This window comes from Streptomyces sp. NPDC045678, assembly GCF_056432085.1.
On the sequence record NZ_JBWKJS010000010.1, the window covers coordinates 122139 to 148139 of the forward strand.

The window sequence follows — 26001 nt, forward strand, 5'->3', positions numbered from 1 at the left end:
CGGCCCCTTCGATGGGGCCGCCCCGACGGCGTCGAACGGTGCTGCGGTCAGTGCTTGCCGATGTCCTTGGTCTTCTCCTTGGCCTGGCGCGCGTCACCCTTCATCTGGTCGGCGCGGCCCTCCGCGGTGAGGCGCTCGTTCCCGACAGCGCGACCGGCCGCTTCCTTCGCGGCACCCTTGGCCTGCTCGGTCTTCGCCTTGGCCTTCTCGTTGGCGGTCATGGTGCGCTCACGCTCCTTGCCATCGACATCATGTACTGAAGATCCGCATGGCCGCTCGGCGCCGCGTCAAACATCGACGACACACATTCCTTCAGTCGTCAGCCGTTGAGGAGCTTGGTCAGCTGCCGCAGACCGTCCTCGTGCGTGTCGGCCACGATCAGGATGTCGATGACACCCGTGATCTCGAACAGCCGCTGGATGGCACTGTGCAAGGGCCCGCAGAGAACGAAGGGGCGCTGCGCCTGTTCGTGCTCGGCGCGCGCCAGCAGGATCAGGTTGAGCAGGGCGCTGTCGGCGAAGGTCAGCTCGGCGAGGTCGAGCAGGGTGGCCTCGGTGCCGCTCTCGGTCCGGGCGCGCTGGAAGGCGGCGGTGACCTCGCTCCCGTTGTCGAGGTCGATGTCGTGGCGCAACGTGACGACCGCCACCCGGTCCTGTCTGGCGAGTTCGATGCTGTTGAGGGACATGCCCCGACCTTGTCATATGCCGTGGCCGGGTGAGAATGGAGCGGCCCTTTCACCGGGTACGACAGGCCGCGGGGGAGAGGACCGGCAGGGCGCCGTTTCACTGTTGTGAACGTGTTTCCTCCTTGTGGGGTGCGGGGGGTGTGCGGGCAGCGGGGTCGGGCATGCGAACACAAGGAACGGTGCAATGCGGTCGCGTTTGCACGTGTGCAGGGAAAGGATCAAGGCTTCATGAGCGCTCCCGAGATGCCCGACACAGTGCGGACGACCTGCGCTCAGGCCCGCGCCGAGGTGGACGCGGCACTGCTGTCGGTGAGCCGAGGGCTGCCACGTGCGCAGGCGCGTCGCGTGCACGAGGACGCGCTGCTGGTGGTCAGCGAGTTGGCGGCGAACGCGATGCGGCACGGCGGAGGCCTGAGCGGACTCGCTGTCAGCGTCCAAGGCGGTGCCCTGTTGATCTGCGTGAGCGACCGCAGTGAGGCGGTGCCGGTCTACGTGCCCCCGGACCCGGCTCGGCCGGGCGGCTTCGGCTGGCTGATGGTCCAGCGCCTGAGCTCGAGCGTCACCGTCGAAGCGAGGGACGGAGGCAAGACCATCGTGGCCGCTCTGGACCTGTCTTTGGAGCCCGGCCCGAATTTTTCGAAAAACTGTACGCGTGAGACGCGATCGACGGGGTAACCGTGGCGCTGCGGGGGTAAACAGCCGAGCTGAACAAGGAGCGGAACGCCATGATTACCGTGACGCAGGGGCAGACGCAGGACACGGCCACCCGTGCCGGGGAGGACCTCGTCGAGCGCGCGTACACGGACCCCTCCTCCATCGCGCCCAGGGACGCGCGTGAGGTCGGCAAGCGGTTCTTCGACCGCCTCACGCAGCTCGAGGAGGGCACGCACGAGTACCAGTACGTGCGCAATGCGCTGATCGAGATGAACCTCTCGCTGGTGCAGTACGCGGCATCGCGCTTCAAGCACCGCGGCCAGCAGGAGATGGAAGACATCATTCAGGTCGGCACCATCGGTCTGATCAAGGCGATCGACAGGTTCGAGCTCACCCGTGAGGTCGAGTTCACTTCCTTCGCCGTTCCGTACATCACAGGCGAGATCAAGCGGTTCTTCCGCGACACCTCGTGGGCCGTGCACGTGCCGCGCCGGCTCCAGGAAGCACGCATCGAGCTGTCCAAGGCCACGGAGGAGCTGCGCACCCGGCTCGGGCGCATGCCGTCCACCGCCGAGCTCGCGGAGCTGATGCAGCTGGAGCCCGCGGAGGTCGCCGAGGCCCAGAAGGCGTCCAACGGCTACAGCGCGGTCTCCCTGAACGCCGCGGTCAACGGCCAGGACGACGAGTCCGACACGATGCTGGCCGACTTCATCGGCATCGACGAGGAGTCCTTCGAACTCGTCGAGAACTTCCACTCCTTGGCCCCGCTCATCGCGGACCTCGACGAAAGGGACCGGACCCTCATCCACCTCCGCTTCGTGGAGGAGCAGACCCAGCAGCAGATCGCCGACACCCTGGGCTGCTCGCAGATGCACGTGTCCCGGCTGCTCTCCCGCGTCGTGAGCAAGCTCCGCGCCGGTCTCCTGACCACCGACTGACCTGCGGCTCGCCCCTCCGCCACGTCGAAGGCCCGCACGCGACCGAACCGGACGCGTGCGGGCCTTCGACGTGTTCGGCCGCGGGCCGAGAGCGTCCTTGTGACGGCCCGGAACGCGTTCGTACGCTGTGATCGCGTGACGCGTGAACGGGGGAGAACGCAGATGGGGCGTCAGGAGAAGCCGGTGGATCCCGCGGCGGGTCCGGTGGCCCGGTTCGCCTATGACTTACGGAAGGTGCGACAGGAGGCCGACGGCCTGTCGTACCGGGCGATGGCCCAGCGGGCCGGGTACTCGGTGACCGCCCTCTCCAAGGCGGCGGCGGGCGAGAGGCTGCCGTCACTCGAGGTCACGCTCGCGTACGTGCGGGCCTGTGCCGGCGACCTCGACCACTGGGAGAAGCGATGGGAGGACGCGAGCCGCGAACTGGCCCGGCAGACAGTCCCGGACGCCGACGAGGGGACCGGACCGTATCCGGGGCTCGCCCGGTTCGAGGCGGGTGACAGCGGCTCCTTCTTCGGACGGCGGCAACTGCTCGACGACCTGACCGCCACCGCGCGCGCCCACCGGGTCAGCGTGGTGCTCGGCCCTTCGGGCAGCGGCAAGTCCTCACTGCTGCGGGCCGGGTTGATCGCACACCTGCAGCACCTCGCCGACGCGGCCACCAGACCGGCCGCCATCCGCATCTTCACCCCCGGGGCCCGGCCCATGCGCTCCCACCGGGACAGACTTCTTCCGGCGAGCACGCCGGGGGAGACCTGGGTGATCGTCGACCAGTTCGAGGAAGTCTTCACCCTGTGCCACGACGCCGAGGAACGCACAGCCTTCCTCGACGCTCTGCTGGGAGCCGAGCACGGCACTCGGCTGCGCGTCGTCATCGGCCTGCGAGCCGATTTCTACGCACGGTGCCTGGAGCACCGGGCTCTGGCCACCGTGTTGACGGAGGCCGCACTGCCGGTCGTGCCCATGAACCGGCAGGAACTGCGGGAGGCGATCACCAAGCCCGCGGCGGCGCGCACGGTGATCGTGGAACGCGCCCTGACCGCAAGGCTGGTGGACGAGGTCGCCGACGAACCCGGTGGGCTGCCGCTGATGTCGCACGCGCTGCGCGAAGTCTGGCGCCGACGCCGTGGCCGCACGCTGACTCTGGAGGGTTACGAGGCCGCGGGCGGTCTCGACGGAGCTGTCGCCCGCACCGCCGAAACCGTATACGGGGAGTTGACACCGGACGAGCGGATCGTGGCCCGTCACCTCCTGCTCCGGCTCATCACGCCCGGCCAGGGCACGCCCGACACCAGGCGGCCCGCCGGGCGCGCGGAGCTGGATGCCGGGGAGGACACAGACGTACGCCATGTCCTCGAATGTCTGGCCCGGGCGCGGCTGGTGACCGTCGCCGAGGACTCGGTCGAACTGGCCCACGAGGCGCTCATCACCGCTTGGCCCCGACTCCAGGCCTGGATCGAGGAGGACCGTCAGAAGCTGCTCGTGCACCGCAGGCTCACCGACGCCGCACGCGACTGGGCCGAGCGCGGCCATGACCACGGGGTGCTGCTGCGTGGGAACGCACTCGCCGAAGCGGAAGCGGCCTTCCCCCTCCACGGGCAGGACGCGCTGACCTCGCGGGAGCGTCACTACCTCAGCGCCGGCACGGCGGCGCGCACCCGTGAACGTCGCGTACGGCGTGCCGCGATCGGCGCACTGTCACTGCTGGTCGTCCTCGCTCTGGTCGCCGGCACCATCGCGTGGCAGCAGAGCCGGTCCGGCGAGCGGCAGCGGCTCCAGGTCGCGGCCCGCCGGGTGGCCGAGGTCGCGGACGGGCTGCGGTACACCGACCCCGCACAGGCCCGGGCGTTGAGCGTCGCCGCTTACCGGCTCGCCGACCTGCCCGAGACGCGGTCCGCTCTCCTCGGCCTCACCACGGGCCGGGAGGACGACGTCTTCCGCGAGGGAGATTCCAACCCCGGTGTCGCGCGCTTCCTCAGTGGCGACGGACGGCGGCTCGTCTCTGTGAGTGATGACTACATCCAACGTTGGGACGTGCGCTCGCACCGGCAAGTGAACGAATACCGTAAATGGACGAACATGACGGACTCGGTTCCGGTCGGTCTGAGCCCGGACGGGAACAAGCTGGCGATCGATGTCGTGGACGGGATCCGTCTCTGGGACCTGAACGCCGGGCAGCTGGATGATGAAACCATCCCGGTGTCCGCCGGCGGAGTGGCGGAGTTCAGCCCGAGCGGCCGCCTCCTCACCATTGCTCAACCCCAGGGTGACGGGGCCGGAAAAACCGTCCGGCTGTGGGACCTGGCCCGCCGCCGTGCGCTGCTGTCGGTCAGCACCGACGGCCGGTCGACACAGGCCGTCAGCTCGGACGATCGGCGGGTCGCCCTGTGCGAAAAGGGCGGACCGATACAGGTCTGGGACATCGCCCGACGCAGAAGAACGGTCACCGTCGACGCGGACGGAAGGTGCGGAGCCGCAGGCTCCGGCCTGAAGTTCTCTCCCGACGCGAAAACCTTGACACTGGTGGACGGAGACGGGGTCCACGCCTGGCGGCTTCCGTCCGGCAAGAGGGCATGGACCATCAACGGACCGGATGTTCGGGAGATCGCCTTCAGCCCTGACGGCAGGTTCCTCGCCGGGGCCGGGCAGGGCGAGATCCTGATATGGCGCACCGCTCACGTCGGCGTGCCCGCCCTTCGCCACTCCCTGGCCGGACAGCGCAGGGCTCGCGCGCCGCGGTGGATTGCCGGCGGCAGGACCCTGCGGTTCCAGAGCGGTGGTTCGTGGCGGGAGGTCCACTCGATCGACCTGTCGGATCTGACCGATTCCGCGTGGACCGCGCGCCCGATCGGCGCGGCCCTGTTCAGTCCGAACGGCCGGCTTCTCAGTACGGTCCGCCGGAAGTCGGGGAAGGACACGCTGAGCTTTCGGGACCCGGACACCGGAACCGTGCTGAGATCGGTCACGGGACTCGTGCCCGCTGCTCCTCCCGAGCGGAAACTTCCGCCTCTCCCCGCCCCCGGCCTGATGGCGTTCAGTGCGGACAGCGGCACTTTTGGATACGCGGCAGCCGCGGGCGACGACCGGGACCCCGCCTCATTCACCCTCTGGGACACCGAGAACAACTACGAGAAGCGTTCGATGGGCTTCGGGGGAATTCCCGCCGTCGACAGCGAGAGCGCCGTTGCCTTCGGCGCGGACGCGGATCAGCTCTGGGTCCTGCGGTCCGACGGCCGGCGCGTCGAGCGGTGGAACACGGAGAAGGACCGGCGCACGAGCAAGCTGGAGTACCGGGGTTCGGCGGTCACCGTCGCCGGAGGCGGCGGCCTCGCCCTGCGACCGGACGGCGAGGTGCTCGCCACCACGCGGAACATGCGCGCGACGATGCACAACTGGCGGTTCACCGACCGAACACTCAGTGATGAGGCGCCGTGGGCCCTGACCTTCAGCCCGAGCGGAAAGTACCTGGCCGTGGGCGACGCTTCCGGCCGCGTAACCTTCTGGAGCGGTGACGTCACAAGACGCCAAGGAGTCCTGACAGGGCCTCTGGTCACCGAGCGCCGCAACGAGCCCCTTCCCGTGCGCGCCCTGGCGTTCTCGCCGGACGAGCGCACGCTCGCGGTCGGAGACGGGTCGGGCACGGTCCGGTTGTGGGACGTTCCCTCCCATACGCAGTTGGGGACGGAGCTGCGGACACCCGGCGGCGCGGTGCGTGCCCTCTCCTTCAACCGGCGAGGCGACACCCTCCACGTATCCGGCGCGGACGCCCCGGTGCAGCGCTATGCCGTAGCGCCCGATGAGATCGCGGACGACCAGTGCGGACGTGACGGTGATCTGTTGTCACCCGAGGCGTGGAAGACGTACGTCCCGGATGTTCCCTACCGGTCGCTCTGCTGACGTGGTGCGGCAGGGCACGAACCCCCGGCGATCGGCTGGTCTCCGCTGGAACTCGATTGTTTACCCGCACTGAACTGGGCTGATGAACAACGCCATGGCGGGGTGAAATCGGTGCCGGACCGCCCCGGGCGCTCCGGTCCCGTCGACACGACACCAAGGAGTTCCATCATGCGAAGCACCACGTTCGGCCGCGGCGCGATCATGGCGCTGTCAGCCACCGCGCTGGCTGTCAGCGGAGTCCTGGCCACCTCCGCTTCCGCCCCGGCGCAGCCCTCCACGGGGAGCAGCGCCGCCGCGGCTCCCTCCGACTGCCCGAAGTACTACTTCTGCGGGTACAAGGACGCGAACTTCAAGCGGCTGGCGTTCAAGTTCAAGGACTGCTACATGCAGGAGATCCCTGACGGGCTCAACAGCGGCGGCTCCTGGTACAACCACCAGTCCGCCGGCACCAAGGCGAAGATGTACAACAAGAGCAAGCAGCTCATCTACACCACACCCGGAGCTCCGTCGTCCGACTCCCACGGTGACTGGGGCCCTGTCTGGTACGTCGATGCCTGCTGACCGGGGCCCCACCGGTTCGGCCTGAACAGCGGCCGGCGCGTCGCACGGACGCTGCGCGGCCTGTGCCCGCGGAACCCCTCAGGGGCGCCGGGCACAGGCCGCGTGCCGGGGCCACGCGCAGCAGGATCGACCGGCACGGGCATCCGCCACCCACCCGCTGACACCACACCAGGAGTGTCACCATGCGAAGCACGAAGTTCCGCCGCGGCTCTGTCACAGCACTGTCAGCCACCGCGCTGGCTGTCGGCGGAGTCCTGGCCACGTCCGCTTCGGCCCCGGCGCAGCCGACCATCAGGAACAGCGCTGAAGCGGGCCCAGCAGCCTGTCCGTCGGGCTCTTTCTGCATCTTCGTGAAGGGCCAAGTGGTCAGGTTCACGGACTGCCACCTGCACGAGGCCCCCGAGGGGCTCAACGGCAGCAGCTGGTTCAACAACCAGTCCCGAGGTACCAAGGCGAAGTTCTACGACAAGGCCGGTCAGCTCATCTACACCACACCCGCAGCGCCGTCCAAGGGAGACTTCGGTGACGGGAGCCTAGTGTGGTTCATCGACCCCTGCTGACAGGGATGTCGACGAACCGGGGCCGTCTTTCCGATGTGTCCCCTCGGCGGCCACCGCCTTGGCCCAGCGGTAGTCCGCCTTGCCGCTGGGGGAGCGCTGGATGTGGCCCGTGAAGACCACGGACCGCGGGATCTTGTAGCCGGCGAGCAGGGCGCGGCAGTGGTTCTGCACCGCCTCCAGGTCCAGCCCGGCCGCGCCGTCCCTGAGCTGGACGACGGCGGCCACGTGGCTGCCCCACCGCTCGTCGGATACCCCCGCGACCAGCGCGTCGTACACGTCCGGATGCGACTTGAGGGCCTGCTCGACCTCCTCCGGGTACACCTTCTCGCCGCCCGTGTTGATGCACTGCGAGCCGCGGCCGAGCACGGTGACGATGCCGTCCTCGTCGACCGTGGCCATGTCACCGAGCAGCACCCAGCGCTCGCCGTCCCTCTGGAAGAACGTCTCCGCTGTCTTCCTGTCGTCGTTGTAGTAGCCGAGCGGCACGTGGCCGCGCTGGGCGAGTCGGCCCGGCACGCCCACCGGCACCGGCTCGTGGGTGACCGGATCCACCACCTGCGTGCGCTCGTTGACCTCCAGCCGGAAGCCCTTCTCCGGGCCGGAGTCGTCGGTCGCCTTGCCGTTGGAGCCCGACTCGGAGGAGCCGAAGTTGTTCAGGAGCAGCACGTTCGGCGCGAGCTCCTGGAACTGGGCGCGAACGGTCTCCGACATGATCGCCCCGGACGAGGAGACGCTGAACAGCGAGGACAGGTCGGTGCCGGCCAGCGGGCCGCGCAGCGCGTCGATGAGCGGCCTGAGCATCGCGTCGCCGACCAGCGAGACGCTGGACACCCGCTCCTTCTCGATGGTGCGCAGCAATTCCTCGGGTACGTACTTGCGGTGCAGGGCGACCCGCTGCCCGTAGTTGAAGGCGATGAACGACGTCAGGGTCGACGTGCCGTGCATCAGCGGGGGCGCGGGGAAGAAGGTGATGCCGGGCCCGCCCGCCGCGACCCGCTCGGCGAGTTCCTCGGGCCGCTTCACCGGCTCGCCCGCCGGCTCCCCGCCGAAGAGCCCGGCGAAGAACAGGTCCTCCTGGCGCCACATGACGCCCTTGGGCATGCCCGTCGTGCCGCCCGTGTAGATGATGAACAGGTCGTCGGCCGAGCGGGGCCCGAACCCGCGCTCCGGCGCCCCCGCGGCCTCCGCGTCGGCGAACGCCACCACGTCGAGCGCGGGAGCGTCGGCGGGCGGCTCGCCGACCCGCACCAGGTGCCGCAGCTTCTCCGTGCGCGGCAGCGCCGCCGCGACCCGTTCGGTGAACTCGGCGTCGAAGACGAGCGCCGCGAGGTCCGCGTCGCGGTAGAGGTAGACCAACTCCTCCTCCACGTACCGGTAGTTCACGTTGACCGGTACGAGACGTGCCTTCAGGCAGCCGAGGACCGTCTGCAGGTACTCGACGCCGTTGTACAGGTGCAGGCCCAGGTGTTCGCCGGGGCGCAGACCGCTGTCGACGAGGTGGTGGGCGACGCGGTTGGCGGCCGCGTCGAGCTCGGCGTAGGTGAGGCGGCGTTCCGCGCCCGTGCCGGGGTGGTCGATGTAGACGAGCGCCTCGCGGTCGGGGACCACGTCGACGACCGACTCGAACAGGTCGGCAAGGTTGTACTCCACCGCACTCCTCCTGACCCCGGCGTCCACAGTGATGTCTGGCTTGGCGGTCATCAGAGCAGAGGGGCCAACAAGTGGGAAGGGCCCCTGCGGAAGAAAACTGACTGGGTGTCAGAAAACTATTGAACTGGCTCCCCGGCTACTGCAACCTGTTCCAGGTCTGCAGCCGACAGGCCGGCCGCGCGGGCGGCCGTCGACGGAGGGAGCACGGCAATGGGTGGGACGGAACGTGGGACGGAACACCTCTCCGTGCGGCGCGAGGGCGCCACACTGATACTCACGCTGAACAGGCCCGAAGCGAAGAACGCACTGTCGCTCGCGATGCTCGTCGGCCTGTACGACGGATGGGTCGAGGCCGACGAGGACGACGGGATCCGCTCCATCGTGCTCACCGGCGCCGGCGGCTCCTTCTGCGCGGGCATGGACCTCAAGGCCCTCGCCGGAAAGGGCATGGAGGGCGAGCAGCACCGCGACCGGCTCAAGGCCGACCCCGATCTCCACTGGAAGGCGATGCTCCGCCACCACCGCCCCCGCAAACCCGTCATCGCCGCGGTCGAGGGGTACTGCGTGGCGGGCGGCACGGAGATCCTGCAGGGCACGGACGTCCGCGTGGCGGGGGAGTCGGCGACGTTCGGCCTGTTCGAGGTGAAACGGGGGCTCTTCCCCATCGGCGGTTCCACCGTACGGCTGCCGCGGCAGATCCCTCGTACGCACGCCCTGGAGATGCTGCTCACCGGGCGGCCCTACTCGGCGGCGGAGGCCGCGGCGATCGGCCTCGTCGGGCACGTGGTGCCTGACGGCACGGCCTTGGAGAAGGCCCTCGTCATCGCCGAGCAGATCAACGCGTGCGGGCCGCTCGCCGTGGAGGCGGTGAAGGCGTCCGTGTACGAAACCGCCGAGATGACCGAGGCGGACGGCCTCGCCGCCGAGCTGAAACGGGGGTGGCCCGTCTTCGACACGGCCGACGCGAAGGAAGGCTCCAAAGCCTTCGCGGAGAAGCGGGCGCCCGTCTTCCGGCGCGCGTAGGTCGTAGCCCGTCTCTTCACTGCGGGCCCGATGTGGCTGGTCGCGCAGTTCCCCGCGCCCCCGACGGGGCGCCCCCTCACCCGGAAACGGAGTCCCCTCATGACATCCGTCCCCTCCCCAGAAGTGCTCCGTGCCCCTCTTGTCGTCGAGTTCCCCTTCACCCGCTCACTCGGGCCCGTGCAGAGCGCCTTCCTCACCGGACTGCGCGAACGCACCGTGCTCGGCGTGCGGACGGGCGACGGCCGCGTCCTCGTCCCGCCCGTCGAGTACGACCCCGTGACCGCCGAGGAAATCCGCGACCTCGTCGAGGTCGCCACCACCGGCACCGTCACCACCTGGGCCTGGAACCACGAACCGCGCCGCGGCCAGCCCTTGGACACCCCGTTCGCCTGGGTCCTCGTCAAGCTCGACGGCGCCGACACCGCCCTGCTCCACGCACTGGACGTGCCCGGCCCCGACGCCGTGCGCACCGGCATGCGGGTCCGCGTCCGCTGGGCCGGCGAACGCGTCGGCGCCATCACGGACATCGCCTGCTTCGAGACGTACGAGACGTACGAGACGTACGAGACGTACGAGACGTACGAGACGTACGAGGCGTACGAGGGTGACGCTGCGGAGTCCCGGCCCGAGCCGCACACCGGCGTGTTCGACGAACCCGTCACCGGCATCGTCGCAGCCGCACGGCTCGACTACACCTACTCGCCGGGCCGCGCCCAGTCGGCTTACATCACCGCCCTCTCCGACAGGCGGACCGTCGGCGAGCGGTGCCCGTCCTGCCGCAAGGTGTACGTTCCGCCGCGCGGCGCCTGCCCCACGTGCGGGGTCGCCACGGTGGAGCGCGTGGAGGTCGGGCCGCGCGGCACCGTCACGACGTACTGCATCGTCAACATCAAGGCGAGGAACCTCGACATCGAAGTCCCGTACGTCTACGCGCACATCGCCCTCGACGGCGCCGACCTCGCCCTGCACGCCCGCATCGCGGGCATCCCCTACGACCAGGTCCGCATGGGACTGCGCGTCGAACCGGTCTGGACCGAGGGCGGCCGCTTCCCCGACCACTACCGGCCCACGGGTGAACCCGACGCCGACTACGACACGTACAAGGAGCTGGTCTAGATGGCGCCCCACGAGCGGCGGCCCGTCGCCGTCGTCGCCTTCGGGCAGAGCGACCACCTGCGCACCACCGACGAGCTCTCCGAGGTCGAGATGCTCATGCCGGTGCTGCACGAGGTCCTCGCCGCCACCGGCCTGAAGACCAGCGACATCGGCTTCACCTGCTCCGGCTCATCGGACTACCTCGCAGGACGCGCCTTCTCCTTCACGATGGCGCTCGACGGGGTGGGCGCCTGGCCGCCGATCTCCGAGTCGCACGTCGAGATGGACGGCGCCTGGGCCCTGTACGAGGCCTGGGTGAAACTGCAGACCGGCGAGGCCGACACCGCGCTCGTCTACTCCTACGGCAAGTCCTCGCCCGGCTCCGTGCGTGACGTGCTCACCCGACAGCTCGACCCGTACTACGTCGCCCCGCTCTGGCCCGACTCCGTGGCCCTCGCCGCACTGCAGGCACAGGCGTTGATCGACGCGGGCGAGACCGACGAACCCGCACTCGCCGGGGTCGCGAGCCGGAGCCGCACGGCCGCCGTCACCAACCCGCACGCGCAGCTGCGCGGTTCGGTCGCGCAGGGCGAGTACGCCGTACGCCCCCTGCGCACCGGCGACTGCCCGCCGGTCGGGGACGGCGCCGCCGCCGTCATCCTCGCCGCGGGGGAGCGAGCCCGGGAGCTCTGCGAGCGACCGGCGTGGATCCGCGGCATCGACCACCGCATCGAGGCGCACGGCCTCGGCGTGCGCGACCTCACCGATTCGCCGTCCACCCGCTTGGCCGCCGAACGCGCCGGGGTCTTTGAACGGACCGTCGACACCGCCGAGTTGCACGCGCCGTTCACCTCGCAGGAAATCGTCCTGCGCAAGGCTCTGCGCCTGACGGACGACGTCGCCGTCAATCCGTCCGGCGGCGCGCTCGCCGCCAACCCCATGATGGCCGCCGGGCTCATCCGGATCGGTGAAGCCGCCGCACGCATCCACCGCGGTGCCTCGGACCGGGCCGTCGCCCACGCCACGTCCGGCCCCTGCCTCCAGCAGAACCTGGTCGCCCTCCTGGAAGGAGAGACCCGTGTCTAAGGAACCCGTGGCGGTCGTCGGGATCGGCCAGACCAAGCACGTGGCCGCACGCCGTGACGTGTCGATCGCGGGCCTGGTCCGCGAAGCCGCCCAAAGCGCCCTGCGGGACGCCGAGTTGACCTGGGCCGACATCGACGCCGTCGTCATCGGGAAGGCGCCCGACTTCTTCGAAGGCGTCATGATGCCGGAGCTGTACCTCGCCGACGCGCTCGGTGCCGTCGGCAAACCCATGCTTCGCGTGCACACGGCGGGCTCCGTCGGCGGTTCCACGGCGCTCGTCGCGGCGAACCTCGTCGCCGGGCGCGTCCACGGTACGGTCCTCACCCTCGCCTTCGAAAAGCAGTCGGAATCCAACGCGATGTGGGGCCTCTCGCTGCCCGTGCCCTTCCAGCAGCCGCTGCTCGCGGGCGCGGGCGGCTTCTTCGCGCCGCACGTACGGGCCTACATGCGGCGCACGGGCGCCCCTGACACGGTCGGCTCCCTCGTCGCGTACAAGGACCGGCGCAACGCCCTGAAGAACCCGTACGCGCACCTCCACGAACAGGACATCACCCTGGAGAAGGTCCAGGCCTCACCCATGCTCTGGGACCCGATCCGCTACTCGGAGACCTGCCCGTCGTCCGACGGCGCCTGCGCGATGGTCCTCACCGACCGCGCGGGCGCGGCCCGTTCGCCCCGGCCGCCCGCCTGGATGCACGGCGGCGCGATGCGCAGCGAGCCGACGCTCTTCGCGGGCAAGGACTTCGTCTCGCCGCAGGCCGGCAAGGACTGCGCGGCCGACGTCTACCGGCAGGCGGGCATCGCGGATCCGCGCCGGGAGATCGACGCCGTCGAGATGTACGTGCCGTTCTCCTGGTACGAGCCGATGTGGCTGGAGAACCTGGGCTTCGCCGAGGAGGGCGAGGGCTGGAAGCTCACCGAGTCCGGGGTCACGGAACTGGACGGCGACCTGCCGGTCAACATGTCGGGCGGCGTCCTGTCCACCAATCCCATCGGCGCCTCCGGCATGATCCGTTTCGCCGAGGCGGCACTTCAGGTGCGCGGCCAGGCGGGGGAGCACCAAGTGGACGGCGTCCGCAGGGCACTTGGGCACGCCTACGGAGGCGGCTCGCAGTTCTTCTCCATGTGGCTCGTCGGAGCCCAACCGCCCACCGGCTGACGGCACCCGCCGACGCCGGACGGACCGAGGACCTGCCGCCGCGGCCTGTCCGGCGACCGGAGCGAAAGCTAGGCTGACGGCCGGACCGACGCATTCGGGAGGAGCACGGACGTGGCCGACAGCACCACTCAGCAGCATCCGCTCGCGGGCTGGGACAAGCCGGAGCTCGACCTCAGCACGGCGCACTGGCGATCGAGCAGCGAGGGGCGCGGAGACGTCGAGATCGCCTTCGTCGAGGGCTTCATCGCCATGCGCAACAGCGGCCGCCCGGAGAGCCCTTCCCTGATCTTCACCCCGGCGGAGTGGGGAGCCTTCGTCCACGGCGCCCGGGAGGGTGAGTTCGACCTGACCTGACCCGCTGACCCGGCACGCTCGCGAGCACGCGGCCGCGCCGGCCTTCGGTCCCTGCCGATCACGTGACCTTCGACTCTCGCCGCGAGACCCGGACTGCACGAGGCTTGAGCCATGAGCAGCGAACCGGTCGGCAGCGTGAGCAGTGGGTCCGTGAGCGGCATGGGGCCGGAGGACGGCGGTCGACCCGTCGTCGTGGCCGTGGACGGTTCGCGGGGCAGCGGCCGCGCCCTGGAGTGGGCCCTGGCCGCCGCCGCGCTGCGCGACGTGCCCCTGCGGATCGTGCACGTACGGGGATACGACGTACCGCTGGTCGACGGCCCCTTCGCGTCCGTGGTGGAGCGCGGCGAGAGCGACCCGGTGGTGGACCGGGCCCGCGAGTCCGTCGTGGGGCGGGCCGGTCTGCCCGAGCTGGAGTTCGTCACGGTGGACGGCGTCCCGGGGCGCGAACTGCCGCGGCTCGGCGCCGGGGCCGGCCTGCTGGTCCTCGGCTCCCGCGGCAGGGGCGGCTTCGCCAGCCTGCTGCTGGGCTCGAACGGTCTGGCGTGTGCGCGGGAGGCGGCTTGTCCCGTGGTGGTCGTGCCGCGTCCGGCTTCCGAAGACCGTCGAGAGCCCGACGTCCCGGCGCCGGACGTCCGTGCCCCGGGGCCGCGCGTGGTCCTCGGCCTCTCGGCGCCCGCGCCGGACGAGCACTCCGTCGCGTTCGCCTTCGCGGAGGCCGGGCGGCGCGGGGCGAGGCTCCAGGTCGTCGCGGCGTACCCGTGGCCGGTCCTCAGCTCCACGCCCGCCGGAGAGTTCGTGATGAAGGCCGTCGCCGACGAGGAGACGGAACGGGACTACGCAGACCTCGCCGACGACCTGCTCACCCCGTACCGCGAACGTCACCCCGACGTCCCGGTGGACGTGTACATCGTCCCGGGCGACGCGGCCCGCCACCTGGTGGACGCCTCGCACGCCGCCGACCTGGTGGTGGTCGGCCGCCACCGCCGCAGGCTCGCCCCGGGCCGCATCCTCGGCTCGGTCACCCACGCGGTGCTGCTGCACACGGCGTGCCCGGTGGCGGTGGTACCGCCGGAGCCCGCAGGAACGTAACGGAACCGTCGCCGCCCGCACCGCATCACCGCAGCACGACGCAGCCTCCGCCCTCCAGCGCGTCCAGCAGGTCCAGGCGACGGAGTCAGACCGGTGAGGCTATTGCCGCGCGGCCACAGCTCACTGAGCGCGGCGAGCGGGCCGACGGTCTCCGGCAGGCAGACGGGGAACCGTCGGTCAATGGGGCTCCACCTTTCGAGTAGTACGTCCGGGGTGCGGGCCGGAGCGGTTCTGGGGTGCTCCTGGGGTGTCCTTCGCCTGTGGTCCGGTGGCGGTGATTGTGGTCGAGGGGTGACGGGGTTCGCTCCGTGGCTGGTGGGGCGGGCCTCGGTGCTTCGGGGCCCGGCCGCCCCCGCGCCGGAACGCCCCGCAGGCCACGTACCATGGGCGCATGTCCTTCCTCCGCCGCCGCAGCTCCGCCACTCCCGCGGGCCCGGACTTCGATGTCCTGGCCATGGACCCCGGTGACTGGCCCGGCAATCTCGGTGCGGGCCTCCTCCCCGCCCCCGACGGCAGCTGCCAGGGCGTCTTCCTGCGCTACGACCTGTTCGGCGGCCGCGGCCCCGCGATGATCATCGGCAACCTCCCCGAGGGATCGCCCGCGCGCGAGACCGCGGAGGGCGAGGTGCCCTTCGAGGTGGCCCAGCTGCTGCTCGCCCTGGAGAACGACGAGGACGTCACGGTCGTCTCCAGCGAGGACGTGCCGGTGATGCAGGGCGACAACCTCCTCATCGTGCGCCGCCTCAAGCTCTCCGAGAGCCGGATCTCCTGCGTGCAGTTCGACCGCAGCGACAACGTCCTGGTGACCATCGCCGCCTGGGACAGGCCGATCACCGACGACCTGTACGCGCTCCTGAAGCCGCTGCCCGCCGAGCTCTTCCAGCAGGGCTGACAGCACCACCGACCGACGTCCACGTCCTGCCCCGTTCCGTCCTGGGAACGGGGCAGTTCTGCGTCGTGGGCCCGACGGCGCGCGCAGGGCTCTTGTCAACCAGTCATCGGACTTTTAACGTGACCGGTCATGACTCAGGGGATCACGCGAAGGACGAGCATGAAGTCCGCAGTCGGCGGAGCGGCCGCTCTGGCAGCGAGTGGAGGTGCTCGCTGTGGCGCTCCGGCGGCTTCGGCGGTCGCAGAGGAGCCCAGGGAGGGAGGGGCCCCGGAGCGTGACACCTCCGATGAATCGATGCTCTGGTACGCCGCTCCCGCCGCCGACTGGGAGCGCGAGGCCCTCCCCATCGGTAACGGCGCCCTCGGCGCCATGGTCTTCGGCACCCTCGCCTCCGAGCGGCTCCAGTTCAACGAGAAGACCCTGTGGAGCGGCGGCCCCGGCTCCCGGGAGGGCTACGACTTCGGCAACTGGCGCACGCCCAGGCCCGGCGCGCTCGACGCCGTGCGCGACGAGCTCGACGCGAAGGGCAGGCTGACCCCGGACGACGTCGCGGCCGGGCTCGGCCAGGCCCGGCGCGGCTACGGCGCCCACCAGACCTTCGGTGACCTGCACATCGACGTCCCCGGCGCCCCGGACGCGCCCGACGCCACGTACCGCCGTGCCCTGGACCTCGGACAGGGCCTCGCGACCGTCACGTACGAGCGGGAACAGACGCGTCACCGCAGGGAGTTCTTCGCCTCGTACCCCGACGGAGTGATCGTCGGCCGGCTCTCCGCCGACCGCCCGGCCCGGGTCACCTGCACCGTCCGCTACACCTCACCCCGCGCCGACTTCACCGCGAAGGCGGCCGGTGACCGGCTCACCGTCCGGGGTGAACTCGCCGACAACGGGCTGAAGTTCGAGGCGCAGCTCCGCGTCCGGCACCAGGGCGGCACGCGCACCGCGCACGACGACGGCGGCATCACCGTGACCGGCGCCGACCACGTGTGGTTCGTCCTCGCCGCGGGCACCGACTACGCCGACACCTACCCCGGCTACCGCGGCGCCGACCCGCACACCACCGTCACCCGCAGCGTCGACAGAGCCGTCGCGGCGGGCCACGGAACGCTGCGCGCCCGCCATCTGCGCGACCACCGCGCCCTGTTCGACCGCGTCACCCTGGACATCGGCCAGGCGCTGCCCGACGACCTGCCCACGGACCGGCTGCTCGCGCGGTACGGGACCGGGGCGGACACCACTGACGGCCGGGCGGCCGACCGGGCGCTGGAGGCGCTGTTCTTCCAGTACGGCCGCTACCTCCTCATCGCCTCCTCGCGCGCCGGATCGCTGCCCGCCAACCTGCAGGGTGTCTGGAACAACAGCACCACCCCGCCCTGGTCGGCCGACTACCACACCAACATCAACCTGCAGATGAACTACTGGCTCGCCGAGGCCGCGAACCTGCCCGAGACGACCGCCCCGTACGACCGCTTCGTCGAGGCCCTGCGCGCTCCCGGGCGACGTACCGCCAAGGAGATGTTCGGCAGCCGCGGCTGGGTCGTGCACAACGAGACCAACCCTTACGGCTTCACCGGCGTCCACGACTGGTCGACCGCGTTCTGGTTCCCCGAAGCCGCGGCCTGGCTCACCGCGCAGCTCTACGAGCACTACCGTTTCGGCGGCTCCACGGACTACCTGCGCACCACCGCGTACCCGGTGATGAAAGAGGCCGCCGAGTTCTGGCTCGACAACCTGCGCGCCGACCCGCGCGACGGCACCCTGATCGTCACGCCCAGCTACTCGCCGGAGCACGGCGACTTCACCGCGGGCGCGGCCATGGCGCAGCAGATCGTCCACGACCTGTTCACCAACACCCTGGAAGCGGCCCGCGTCCTGGGGGACTCACCGGCCTTCCGCGCCGAACTGGAGAAGGCTCTGGGCGCGCTGGACCCCGGCTTGCGCATCGGCTCCTGGGGGCAACTCCAGGAGTGGAAAGCCGACGTGGACGACCGTACGGACGACCACCGGCACGTCTCCCACCTCTACGCCCTCCACCCCGGCCGCCACATCGAACCCGGCAGCAAGTGGGCCGAGGCGGCGAAAGTCTCCCTGAACGCGCGCGGCGACGGCGGCACCGGCTGGTCCAAGGCCTGGAAAATCAACTTCTGGGCGCGGCTCCTGGACGGCGACCACGCGCACAAGATGCTCGGCGAACAGCTGAAGTCCTCGACGCTGCCCAACCTCTGGGACACCCACCCCCCGTTCCAGATCGACGGCAACTTCGGCGCGACGTCGGGCATCGTCGAGATGCTGCTGCAGAGCCAGCACGACGCGATCGAGATCCTGCCCGCACTGCCGTCGGAGTGGCCCGAGGGTTCGGTGCGCGGCCTGCGGGCCCGCGGCGGCGCGACGATCGACATCGACTGGGCGGCGGGCCGCGCCACCCGTGTCGTGCTGAGGGCCTCACGCACGCGTGAACTGACGTTGCGCAGCGGGCTGTTCAGTGCCGGGGCGAGGACGCTGAAGGTGCGTGCGGGGCAGCGCTACGTCTTCGGTATCTGATCCCGGGGCTTCTGGGGTTCTCGGGGAGGCGGGACGTCGTGTCCGTGCGCGGTGGCGAAGCGTCTGCGGTACTCGCTCGGTGTCGTGCCGAGATGACGGGCGAAGGCGCGGCGGAGCGTCTCGTCGCTGCCGAGACCGCTGCGCCGGGCGGCCACCGTGACGCTGTGTCCTTCCAGGAGGAGCTGCTGTGCGTGGTCGAGGCGGACCCGTTCGACCCAGCGGGCCGGCGTGGTGTTCAGCTCGGTCCGGAACAGCCGTGCGAGGTGCCGGGTGCTGACGGCGGCGGAGGCGGCCATGGCGGGCAGGCTGTGCTCGCCGGCCGGGTCGGCGAGGACGGACGCGGTCAGCGAGCGGAGCACGTCGTTGCGCGCGGGCGGGGTCGCGAGGGCCGTGGAGAACTGTGACTGCCCGCCCGGGCGCTGCATGAAGACGACCAGTTCACGTGCGATCGTCCGGGCGGCGTCCGCTCCGTGGTCGTCCTCCACGAGTCCGAGGGTCAGGTCGATGCCCGCGCTGATGCCCGCCGAGGTGACGTATCTGCCGTCGCGGATGTGGAGGGCGTCCGGCTCCACCCGGACCTCGGGGTAGCGGCGGGCGAGCGTCGCCGCGTGCTGCCAGTGCGTGGTCGCGCGGCGCCCGTCGAGGAGGCCGAGCGCCGCGAGGACGAAGGCGCCGCTGCACACCGAGGCGACCCGCGCCGCCCGCCGGGCGAGCGCGTCGGCTGCTGACAGTACGTCGTCGTCGAGGGGCTGGAGCGCCAACCGGTCGGCGCCCGCGATCACGGCGGTGTCCAGCGGGCCGGCCTCGGCCGCCGCGACCGATCCGGCCAGCACGAGCCCCGAGGACGTCGTGACGTCGCCGCCGCGGGGCGAGACCAGCACCGTCTCGTAGCGGAAGCCGAGCCGTCCCGCCCGGTGAAGCACTTCGACGGGGCCGCTGACGTCGAGCAGCGTCACACCGTCGAAGACGAGGAAGGCCACGCGGTGCGTCATGTCTGAATCTGTGGTTCTGATGGCTGTACGGACATGGCTTCAGGTTAGGGCACCGGGTGAAGGTGGAGTCATCACCGATTCGGCAAGGCTTCGACAAGGGAAGGCGCACCTCATGAGTGAGACGATCGCGGGCATTCGGATCCCGGACAGCGCGTTGGCGAGGGAGGCGACGGAGCTGGTGCGCGATGCCGCCGCGCCGCTGCTCTTCGACCACTCCCGGCGGGTGTTCCTGTGGGGGTCGCTGCGCGGCCGGGAACAGGGGCTGGCTTTCGACGCGGAGCTGCTCTACGTAGGAGCGATGTTCCACGACCTGGGGCTGACCGAGCGCTTCCGCCGCACCGACCAGCGCTTCGAGATCGACGGCGCGGACGAGGCCCGCCGTTTCCTGCACACGCACGGCATCAGCGGCGAGCGGGCGGACCGCGTCTGGACGGCCATCGCCCTGCACACCACCCCCGAGATCCCGTTGCACATGGCACCCGAGGTGGCCCTGGTCACCCGAGGCGTGGAACTGGACGTTCTGGGGATCGGGTACGACGCCGTCACGGACGAGGAGCGCGCCACCGTGGTCGCCGCGCACCCGCGTCCGGACTTCAAGAACCGCATCCTCGCCGCGTTCGCCGACGGCATCAAGGACCGTCCGCGGACCACCTTCGGCAACGTCAAGGCGGATGTGCTGGCGCACTGCGTCCCCGGCTTCGAGCGCGGCGACTTCGTAGAGGTCATCAAGGGCTCCGACTGGCCCGAGTGACGACCGGCCGTCCTCCGCCCTGCGTCCTCCGCCCTCCGTCCTTCGTGCAGGGCCGGCCCGGGGTCGGTCAGGCCGCGCCGTCCACGGGCATCCCGCGCCGCCGCACGTCACCGGTCATGCGGTGCGCCGGTCCCGCGCAGCCCGTCGCGGGCGGCTGCGTGGCGGTCCGCACCAGTTCCGCGTACGCGCAGCGCAGCGCGACCAGCGACTCCTGGGCGTCGCGGTAGGCGTCCGCGTCCGCCCCGCGCCGGTGCGCGAGGGTTCTGACGGCGGCGCTGCGGCGGTCCAGGGTGGACAGCCAGGCGCGGTGCCGGGCGGGGAGGTGCCGACGCTGCTGGCACCGGCTGCCGGCCCCCATGCGGCCGCCCATGCCGAGCACGGCGTCGGCGGCGAGCAGCACCGGCGGTTCCAGCGCCTCGTGCTCGGTCATCGAGGCGAGCACCGCGCACTGCTGCCCGGTCGCGGGCGCCAGACCCAATTTCACGGCGCTCGATCGCAGTTGCCCGTGCAGCGCGTGCTGGATGCGGGTCATGCGGCACAGTGCGACGGAGACGGAGCGGTCGCCGGGGGACCGGCCCGCCAGCGTCTCGGCGAGCCGGAACAGCCAGACCCCGTGGGCCTCCAGGCGCACCGTGGCCAGCATGAGCCGGTCCAGGCGGGACAGCGGCTGCTCCCTGGCCGACCAGCGCACGATCGGCACGAGGGGTTCGGTACGGGCCAGTTGGTCGACCGGCAGGGCCCGGCCGGGTTTGCGCAGCGGCGCCCAGTTGAAGAGGGACAGCGTGGGCAGTCCGACGAGCCGGGAGTGGTCACTGCGGTGGGCGAGGGACGTCCACAGGGCGAGGAACTGCTCGTTCGCCACGCGTCCGGCCCCGGGCGACGCCGGGTCGAGGTCGGTCCACCCGCAGGCCGCCACGATCACCGCCAGGCGCATGGCGGCCGCTTTGGCCCGATGCTCCGACAGCCGGGCGACACGGAGACGCAACGAGGGCAACTCCGTCGTCCGGCAAGCGGCTTCGACGAGGAGGCGGGCCTCCTCCCGGCACGGCGCCGCGGCGGCCGCGTGGGCCAGCGCGTCCAGATCCGTCCAGCCTCCGGCGAGGTTCGGGGCCGGGAGCCGCTGCGGCAGAAAGCCGTGGACGAGCGGATTGTCCGAGTCCGAGAGGGAGGTCATCGGGGCACCCTTTCTCACGGTGACGGATGATCTTTGGCTACATCTTGATCGTCACAGTCCGGAACCCTCGATCGCCCGGCCAAAGGTCCTCAAGGCGGGGGCCTTTGGCCCTCTGGCCACCGTCAGCATGATCGCGGGCGCCGCGGGTGCGTCGACAGCGACCCACCCGGCGGCAGACGAGGCGGAGCCTGGCCTCATCGGGTGGCGCGCAGTCCGGTGAGGACCGGCCGGTGGTCGCTGCCCAGGTCCGGGAGGACCGTCGCCCCCGTCGACGCGAGGCCGCGCACCAGGACGTGGTCGAGCCGGACGACGGGGAACGCCGCGGGCCAGGTGAAGCCCATGCCGTGGCCCGACCCGCCGCTCGCGGGGCGCAGCCCACGGGTCAGCGGGGCGAGCCCCCGGTCCCGCAGGCTGCCGTTGAGGTCGCCGAGGACCACCACGCGTCGTGCGCGGTCCCGGGCGACCCGCTCGGCCAGCCGGGCCGCGCTCGCGTCACGCTGCCGCACGGTGAAGCCCTCGCGGACGGTGACCCGCACGGACGGCAGCCGCACCGCGTACACCGCCGTGTCGCCGATGGGCGTGCGGGCGACGGCCCGCACCGCGTGCGGCCAGGCACCGCCCAGGTCGAGCCGCTCGACTCCGTGCAGCGGGTACCGGGACCACAGGCCGAGCGTGTCGCCCGTCGCACGGTGCGGATAGGCGGCGCGCAGCTCCTGCTCGTACGTTCTCATGGCGTCGCTCGGCACCTTCTCCAGGGCCACCACATCGGCGTCGGTGGCGAGGATGTCGCGGGCCACCTCGCGCGGCGCGGTGCGGTCGCCGCCGACGTTGAGGGTGAGGGCCTGGAAGTCGGTACGGCCGAGCGCCGGTTCGGAGGGTGGGACGAGGCTCGGGCCGAACAGGACGGCCCAGGCGACCGTTGGGACCAGGGCGAAGGCGAGCCCCTTGAGGGAACGGCGCACCGCTGCCGCCGCCAGCAGGAGCGGAATGCCGAGGCCGAACCACGGCAGCGCGGTCTCCACCAGACTCCCCAGGTGCCCCGGCGTGTTGGGCAGCACGCCGGGGAACACCAGGAGCGCCGTGAGAAGGAGGGCGGAGAGGGCGATACGCATCGTCGGTGCCGCCCCCTCAGAAGTCGCCGCCGCCGGCGCGCCGACCGGCCGCGCCCCGACCGGCCACACCCCAGCCCACCAGGGCGAACGCCACCGCCGTGACCGAGGCCCCGAGCAGCACACCGCAGAGCAGCCGGGCCGTCCCGGGAGCAGCGGTGGTCACCGCGGCCAGCAGGACGGCGGCGACCGCGACGAGGGCGACCGCGGCCCGCAGGGACTCGCGCGACGTCATCGCTCGTCTCCCGCCGCGTGGTCCTCGCGCGGCAGCAGCAGGACGCGGTCACGGGCGTCGTACTCGAAGAGCTCGGCGTAACGGCCCCACGTGATGGCGGTGTTGAGCTGCTGCCGCGACGCCTGGTCCGAGGAGCTCGCGCGCAGCCGTTCCATGACGTGGTGCTCCCGCAGACGCCCGCTGTCGGACGCCGTGAGGAGCGTACGGATGGTGGCGATGAGCGGGACGTTGGCGAGTACGGCGGCGGCGAAGAGACGCTTGCGGGTGAGGATGTCGGCGCAGGCGAAGCCGCTGCCGGTGGTGGTCAGGCGCAGCTCACCGGTCCTGATCCGGGCATAGGCGAGTGTTTCCGCGGCCTCCACCAACGGCATCAGGTCGTCGACCTCGTAGTTCAGCGCGTCCGCGAGAGACGGGAGGTCCACCGAGCCGCCCCGGCTGTCGAGTTCCTCCAGGAGTCCGGTGAGCTGCTCCACGTCGGCGTGCGGCAGGGGAGCGGCGACCCGGAGCGGGTCGTGCGTGCCGAGGGCGGGCGGGAGTCCGGCCCGTTCGCCGGTCAGGCATTCGTACGCGTCCTCGATGAGCGCTTCGAAGCCGCGGGTGCGGCGGTTGCGGGGGCGCGGGAGGTCCACCCGCAGTTCGACCTCGATGGTGCCGGGGTCGGTGCCGAGGATCAGGATGCGGTCGGCGAGCTGGACGGCCTCCTCGATGGAGTGGGTGACCAGGAGGGCGGTACGGGTGGGGCTTCCGGGGCGCGTGAGCAGTTCGATGAGTTCGTTGCGCAGGGTCTGCGCGGTCAGTACGTCGAGGGCGGAGAACGGCTCGTCCATCAGGAGCACGTCCGGCTCGACGACCAGGGCGCGCGCGAAGCCGACCCGCTGGCGCATGCCGCCGGAGAGCTCCTTGGGGTAGGCGTTCTCGAAGCCGTCGAGGCCGACCATGTCGATGGCCGCGAGGGCCCGTGCCCGGCGCGCGCTCGGCTCGACGCCCTGTGCCTGCAGACCGAGTTCGACGTTCTGCTGGACCGTGAGCCACGGCATGAGGGCGAACGACTGGAACAGCATGGCCGTACCCGGGTTGGGGCCGTTCACCGGCCTGCCGCGGTAGTGGACCGTGCCGGTGGACGGGGCGAGGAGGCCCGCGATGTGGCGCAGCAGCGTCGACTTGCCGGAACCGGATTTGCCCAGGAGCGCGACGATCTCGCCCTCGCGCACGGTCAGGTCGATGTCCTGGAGGACCGGCAGGACGCCGCCGGTGGGGGAGGGGAAGTGCTTGTGCAGCCCGCGGACGGCGATGACCGCGGTGTCGGTGGCAGGGGCGATGGCAACGGCTGAGGTGTTGTTCATGGAATCGCTCCTCGGCGACGGGGTGAGGGGGTGGTGAAGGTGGCGGCGACGGGGCACGCACAGCTGGTGAGCGCGGGCCCGGTGCCTGCGGGCCCGGTACCTGCGGCGCCCGGTCACAGCGCGCACCGCTTCTGCGCGAACCGGTACAGCCGTCGCCACAGCAGCCGGTTGATGATGACGACGTAGACGCTCATCAGGACCGCACCCAGGAAGTTGCGGGCGAAGTCGCCCGAGTCCGTGGCCTGCGTGATGTAGGCGCCGATGCCGACGGCGGTCAGCGTCGTCGAGCCGTAACCGACGAGCTCGCCGGGGATCGAGGCGTTCCAGGCCCCGCCGGACGCGGCCAGCGCACCGGTCGTGTACGACGGGATGACCGCGGGCAGGATCAGCTTCTTCCAGCGCAGCCAACCACGCAGCCCCAGGTCGTCGGAGGCCTCGCGCAGATCACCGGGGATGGAGCTCGCGCCGGCGATCACGTTGAACAGGACGTACCACTGGGCACCGAGCGCCATCAGCACGATGGCACCCCAGTTCAGCGAGATGCCCGAGGCGCCGAGCACCACGACGGCGAGCGGGAAGAGGAAGTTCGACGGGAAGGAGGCGAGCACCTGGACGATCGGCTGGGCGATCCGGTTGACCCTCGGGTTCATGCCGATCCAGGCACCGACCGGCACCCAGACGAGCGTGGAGAACACCACGAGGATCATCACGCGGCCGTACGTGACCAGCGCGAGCCGGGCCGCGTGCCCGATCTCGCCGGCCGGGACGTTGTCCAGGATGTACGTGCAGGCCTGCCACAGGATGGCCGCTACCGCGGCGCCATACAGCACGTAGAAGGCGAGGTCGGCGCGCTTGCGGCGGACCGGATCGTGGTGCAGCCGCCCGGGGCTGGTGCCGAGGACACGCATGGCGCGGTCGAGCCGCTCGCCGGCCGGGCGCGTCATGCGGCCGAGCAGCGACGGCACCGTGGAGCGGCGCAGCAGGTCGAGGAACCAGCTGCGGGGCTGCTCGGCGAGCTCGCAGTCCTCGGTGCGGAACCGCTCCGCCCAGGCGGTGACCGGCCGCCAGAAGAAGAAGTTCACGGACACGACCATCGCGATCATGACCACGACGGCAAGCGCGACGCGCATGCCTTCGCCGTTGTCCAGGGCCTGCGCGACGTAGGAGCCCACGCCCGGCAGCCCGTTGTCGCTGCCGTTGACACTGATCGTCTCGGAGGCGGACAGCGCGAACCACGCGGCCCCGAAGCTGATCATGCCGTTCCAGACCTGGGCGATCATGCCGCTGGGCACGTCCACCTTCCAGAACCGCTGCCAGCGGGTGAGGCGCATCAGCCGTGCCGCCTCGTCCAGTTCCTTGGACTGGGTGATGAGGGACTGGTAGAACGCCATCGCCATGTTCCACACCAGCGCGGTGAACACGGCGAAGACGGAGGCGAGTTCGAGCCCCAGGGTGGAGCCGGGAAACATCGCGATGAAACCGGTGACGGTGATGCTCAGGAAGGTGAGGACCGGCACCGACTGCAGGATGTCGACGGCCGGCACGATCACCTTCGCCGCGCGCCGCGAGCGGGCCGCCCAGGTGCCGAAGACGAAGGTGAAGAGCACGGCGGGCACGAGCCCGGCGAACATCCGCAGCAGAGAGCGCACCGCGTAGTAGGGCAGCTCGTCCGGATCGGTGGAGACGACCGGGGGCTCGTCGACGTCGTAGGGCTGGTCGGCCGAGGCGCCGACGCGGGCCACGACGTAGAAGAGCGCGACGACCCCGAGTAGGACGAGGAGGTCCACGGGGCGCATACGGGCGACGCGCACGGCGCCGCGGGAGGGGAACTGACGGAGCTTGGACATGGGGACACCCGAAGGTTCTGCGGGCACGACGGCACGACGGCGCAATGGCGCAGCGGCACGGCTGCACGGCGCGGACGACACCGAGCACGGAAGGCCCGGAAGCGGGAGGGGGAGGGGAAGCGAAGGCGGGAGCTCGCCGTGACGGTGTACGTCAGTCGGCGGTCCGCCACGGCTGTCCAGCGGTGACGACACGCATGGAGCAGCGGGACACACGACTGGGAGGGTCGCCGTAGAGCACAACGACCACCTCCTCACATCCTCGGGCAGCGCGTTTCTCGCCACCGGCCCCCAAAGGATCGCGCCACGCCGCTGAAGAGAACCTGAGCGACCTGAGTCCCTCTTCAGCTTCGCCTCCCTCTCCGGCTT

At 71.0% G+C, this 26001-nt stretch carries 23 protein-coding genes; 14 read left to right on the top strand and 9 right to left on the bottom strand.

Annotation, left to right across the window (positions count from 1 at the left end; all coding sequences use genetic code 11):
• Window positions 1-47 precede the first annotated feature (47 nt).
• Together AC07DO_RS31650 and AC07DO_RS31655 are read right to left on the bottom strand one after the other, a co-directional pair.
• Complete coding sequence (locus AC07DO_RS31650) at window positions 48-221, bottom strand: CsbD family protein (RefSeq protein WP_150175163.1); 174 nt, start codon at window positions 219-221, stop codon at window positions 48-50.
• Window positions 222-319: 98 nt separating this feature from the next.
• Entirely contained in the window at window positions 320-685 is a 366-nt protein-coding gene (locus AC07DO_RS31655) for an STAS domain-containing protein (protein WP_479064443.1), read from the bottom strand.
• A 228-nt stretch (window positions 686-913) separates the two neighbouring features.
• On the opposite strand from AC07DO_RS31655, the gene AC07DO_RS31660 reads away from it, so the two are divergent.
• The 5 genes from AC07DO_RS31660 to AC07DO_RS31680 all read left to right on the top strand — a co-directional run bounded on the left by AC07DO_RS31660 (window position 914) and on the right by AC07DO_RS31680 (window position 7295).
• Window positions 914-1360, top strand: coding sequence for an ATP-binding protein (locus AC07DO_RS31660; RefSeq protein ID WP_479064445.1), 447 nt, complete (start codon window positions 914-916; stop codon window positions 1358-1360).
• 50 nt (window positions 1361-1410) lie between these two features.
• Complete coding sequence (locus tag AC07DO_RS31665; protein WP_479064447.1) at window positions 1411-2277, top strand: SigB/SigF/SigG family RNA polymerase sigma factor; 867 nt, start codon at window positions 1411-1413, stop codon at window positions 2275-2277.
• Window positions 2278-2439: 162 nt separating this feature from the next.
• Complete coding sequence (locus AC07DO_RS31670) at window positions 2440-6174, top strand: nSTAND1 domain-containing NTPase (RefSeq protein ID WP_479064449.1); 3735 nt, start codon at window positions 2440-2442, stop codon at window positions 6172-6174.
• A gap of 168 nt (window positions 6175-6342) precedes the next feature.
• Window positions 6343-6735: a hypothetical protein gene (locus AC07DO_RS31675; protein ID WP_479064450.1), complete on the top strand. Its 393-nt coding sequence runs from the start codon at window positions 6343-6345 to the stop codon at window positions 6733-6735.
• A gap of 362 nt (window positions 6736-7097) precedes the next feature.
• On the top strand, window positions 7098-7295 hold the full coding sequence (locus AC07DO_RS31680) for a hypothetical protein (RefSeq protein WP_479064453.1): 198 nt from the start codon (window positions 7098-7100) through the stop codon (window positions 7293-7295).
• Here AC07DO_RS31680 and AC07DO_RS31685 read toward each other — a convergent pair.
• Complete coding sequence (locus AC07DO_RS31685) at window positions 7269-8945, bottom strand: acyl-CoA synthetase (protein WP_479064455.1); 1677 nt, start codon at window positions 8943-8945, stop codon at window positions 7269-7271. The two genes, AC07DO_RS31680 and AC07DO_RS31685, sit on opposite strands and share 27 nt — an antisense overlap.
• Before the next feature lie 210 nt (window positions 8946-9155).
• On the opposite strand from AC07DO_RS31685, the gene AC07DO_RS31690 reads away from it, so the two are divergent.
• The 8 genes from AC07DO_RS31690 to AC07DO_RS31725 all read left to right on the top strand — a co-directional run bounded on the left by AC07DO_RS31690 (window position 9156) and on the right by AC07DO_RS31725 (window position 18184).
• The gene (locus tag AC07DO_RS31690; protein ID WP_479064460.1) at window positions 9156-9968 is read left to right on the top strand and encodes a crotonase/enoyl-CoA hydratase family protein; all 813 of its coding nucleotides are present in this window, start codon (window positions 9156-9158) and stop codon (window positions 9966-9968) included.
• A 99-nt stretch (window positions 9969-10067) separates the two neighbouring features.
• The gene (locus AC07DO_RS31695; protein WP_479064465.1) at window positions 10068-11084 is read left to right on the top strand and encodes a Zn-ribbon domain-containing OB-fold protein; all 1017 of its coding nucleotides are present in this window, start codon (window positions 10068-10070) and stop codon (window positions 11082-11084) included.
• Entirely contained in the window at window positions 11085-12149 is a 1065-nt protein-coding gene (locus tag AC07DO_RS31700; protein ID WP_479064467.1) for a thiolase domain-containing protein, read from the top strand.
• A complete protein-coding gene (locus AC07DO_RS31705; RefSeq protein ID WP_479064469.1) occupies window positions 12142-13308 on the top strand; it encodes a thiolase domain-containing protein in 1167 nt (388 codons plus the stop codon). Before AC07DO_RS31700 ends, AC07DO_RS31705 begins: the two co-directional genes overlap by 8 nt.
• A 111-nt stretch (window positions 13309-13419) precedes the next feature.
• Window positions 13420-13662: a DUF397 domain-containing protein gene (locus AC07DO_RS31710; protein WP_479064471.1), complete on the top strand. Its 243-nt coding sequence runs from the start codon at window positions 13420-13422 to the stop codon at window positions 13660-13662.
• Between the two features lie 159 nt (window positions 13663-13821).
• A complete protein-coding gene (locus AC07DO_RS31715) occupies window positions 13822-14751 on the top strand; it encodes a universal stress protein (RefSeq protein WP_479064892.1) in 930 nt (309 codons plus the stop codon).
• A 391-nt stretch (window positions 14752-15142) separates the two neighbouring features.
• Window positions 15143-15643 carry a hypothetical protein gene (locus tag AC07DO_RS31720; RefSeq protein WP_150187755.1) on the top strand — a complete coding sequence of 167 codons (501 nt, stop codon included), beginning with the start codon at window positions 15143-15145 and terminating at the stop codon, window positions 15641-15643.
• 294 nt (window positions 15644-15937) lie between these two features.
• Window positions 15938-18184 carry a glycoside hydrolase family 95 protein gene (locus AC07DO_RS31725; RefSeq protein ID WP_479064473.1) on the top strand — a complete coding sequence of 749 codons (2247 nt, stop codon included), beginning with the start codon at window positions 15938-15940 and terminating at the stop codon, window positions 18182-18184.
• Here the strand turns inward: AC07DO_RS31725 and AC07DO_RS31730 are convergent.
• A complete protein-coding gene (locus AC07DO_RS31730; protein ID WP_479064475.1) occupies window positions 18166-19176 on the bottom strand; it encodes a GlxA family transcriptional regulator in 1011 nt (336 codons plus the stop codon). The genes AC07DO_RS31725 and AC07DO_RS31730 overlap by 19 nt on opposite strands.
• 112 nt (window positions 19177-19288) lie before the next feature.
• Between AC07DO_RS31730 and AC07DO_RS31735 the strand changes: the two genes are divergently transcribed.
• The gene (locus tag AC07DO_RS31735) at window positions 19289-19927 is read left to right on the top strand and encodes an HD domain-containing protein (RefSeq protein ID WP_479064477.1); all 639 of its coding nucleotides are present in this window, start codon (window positions 19289-19291) and stop codon (window positions 19925-19927) included.
• A 67-nt stretch (window positions 19928-19994) separates the two neighbouring features.
• On the opposite strand, the gene AC07DO_RS31740 is transcribed toward AC07DO_RS31735, so the two are convergent.
• From AC07DO_RS31740 to AC07DO_RS31760, 5 genes are all read right to left on the bottom strand, one after another.
• Window positions 19995-21101, bottom strand: coding sequence for a hypothetical protein (locus AC07DO_RS31740; protein ID WP_479064479.1), 1107 nt, complete (start codon window positions 21099-21101; stop codon window positions 19995-19997).
• A gap of 194 nt (window positions 21102-21295) precedes the next feature.
• A complete protein-coding gene (locus tag AC07DO_RS31745) occupies window positions 21296-22213 on the bottom strand; it encodes an endonuclease/exonuclease/phosphatase family protein (protein WP_479064481.1) in 918 nt (305 codons plus the stop codon).
• A gap of 16 nt (window positions 22214-22229) precedes the next feature.
• The gene (locus AC07DO_RS31750; RefSeq protein WP_479064483.1) at window positions 22230-22445 is read right to left on the bottom strand and encodes a hypothetical protein; all 216 of its coding nucleotides are present in this window, start codon (window positions 22443-22445) and stop codon (window positions 22230-22232) included.
• Window positions 22442-23788: an ABC transporter ATP-binding protein gene (locus tag AC07DO_RS31755; RefSeq protein ID WP_479064485.1), complete on the bottom strand. Its 1347-nt coding sequence runs from the start codon at window positions 23786-23788 to the stop codon at window positions 22442-22444. Before AC07DO_RS31755 ends, AC07DO_RS31750 begins: the two co-directional genes overlap by 4 nt.
• Window positions 23789-23901: 113 nt before the next feature.
• Window positions 23902-25635: an ABC transporter permease gene (locus AC07DO_RS31760; protein WP_479064487.1), complete on the bottom strand. Its 1734-nt coding sequence runs from the start codon at window positions 25633-25635 to the stop codon at window positions 23902-23904.
• Between the last annotated feature and the right edge of the window lie 366 nt (window positions 25636-26001).

Excerpts from the sequence above, each read along its gene's own strand:
- AC07DO_RS31650 (WP_150175163.1), bottom strand. The coding sequence starts at position 221 with ATGACCGCCAACGAGAAGGCCAAGGCGAAGACCGAGCAGGCCAAGGGT.
- AC07DO_RS31655 (WP_479064443.1), bottom strand. The coding sequence starts at position 685 with ATGTCCCTCAACAGCATCGAACTCGCCAGACAGGACCGGGTGGCGGTC.
- AC07DO_RS31660 (WP_479064445.1), top strand. The coding sequence starts at position 914 with ATGAGCGCTCCCGAGATGCCCGACACAGTGCGGACGACCTGCGCTCAG.
- AC07DO_RS31665 (WP_479064447.1), top strand. The coding sequence starts at position 1,411 with ATGATTACCGTGACGCAGGGGCAGACGCAGGACACGGCCACCCGTGCC.
- AC07DO_RS31670 (WP_479064449.1), top strand. The coding sequence starts at position 2,440 with ATGGGGCGTCAGGAGAAGCCGGTGGATCCCGCGGCGGGTCCGGTGGCC.
- AC07DO_RS31675 (WP_479064450.1), top strand. The coding sequence starts at position 6,343 with ATGCGAAGCACCACGTTCGGCCGCGGCGCGATCATGGCGCTGTCAGCC.
- AC07DO_RS31690 (WP_479064460.1), top strand. The coding sequence starts at position 9,156 with ATGGGTGGGACGGAACGTGGGACGGAACACCTCTCCGTGCGGCGCGAG.
- AC07DO_RS31695 (WP_479064465.1), top strand. The coding sequence starts at position 10,068 with ATGACATCCGTCCCCTCCCCAGAAGTGCTCCGTGCCCCTCTTGTCGTC.
- AC07DO_RS31700 (WP_479064467.1), top strand. The coding sequence starts at position 11,085 with ATGGCGCCCCACGAGCGGCGGCCCGTCGCCGTCGTCGCCTTCGGGCAG.
- AC07DO_RS31715 (WP_479064892.1), top strand. The coding sequence starts at position 13,822 with ATGGGGCCGGAGGACGGCGGTCGACCCGTCGTCGTGGCCGTGGACGGT.
- AC07DO_RS31720 (WP_150187755.1), top strand. The coding sequence starts at position 15,143 with ATGTCCTTCCTCCGCCGCCGCAGCTCCGCCACTCCCGCGGGCCCGGAC.
- AC07DO_RS31725 (WP_479064473.1), top strand. The coding sequence starts at position 15,938 with ATGCTCTGGTACGCCGCTCCCGCCGCCGACTGGGAGCGCGAGGCCCTC.
- AC07DO_RS31730 (WP_479064475.1), bottom strand. The coding sequence starts at position 19,176 with ATGACGCACCGCGTGGCCTTCCTCGTCTTCGACGGTGTGACGCTGCTC.
- AC07DO_RS31735 (WP_479064477.1), top strand. The coding sequence starts at position 19,289 with ATGAGTGAGACGATCGCGGGCATTCGGATCCCGGACAGCGCGTTGGCG.
- AC07DO_RS31740 (WP_479064479.1), bottom strand. The coding sequence starts at position 21,101 with ATGACCTCCCTCTCGGACTCGGACAATCCGCTCGTCCACGGCTTTCTG.
- AC07DO_RS31745 (WP_479064481.1), bottom strand. The coding sequence starts at position 22,213 with ATGCGTATCGCCCTCTCCGCCCTCCTTCTCACGGCGCTCCTGGTGTTC.
- AC07DO_RS31750 (WP_479064483.1), bottom strand. The coding sequence starts at position 22,445 with ATGACGTCGCGCGAGTCCCTGCGGGCCGCGGTCGCCCTCGTCGCGGTC.
- AC07DO_RS31755 (WP_479064485.1), bottom strand. The coding sequence starts at position 23,788 with ATGAACAACACCTCAGCCGTTGCCATCGCCCCTGCCACCGACACCGCG.
- AC07DO_RS31760 (WP_479064487.1), bottom strand. The coding sequence starts at position 25,635 with ATGTCCAAGCTCCGTCAGTTCCCCTCCCGCGGCGCCGTGCGCGTCGCC.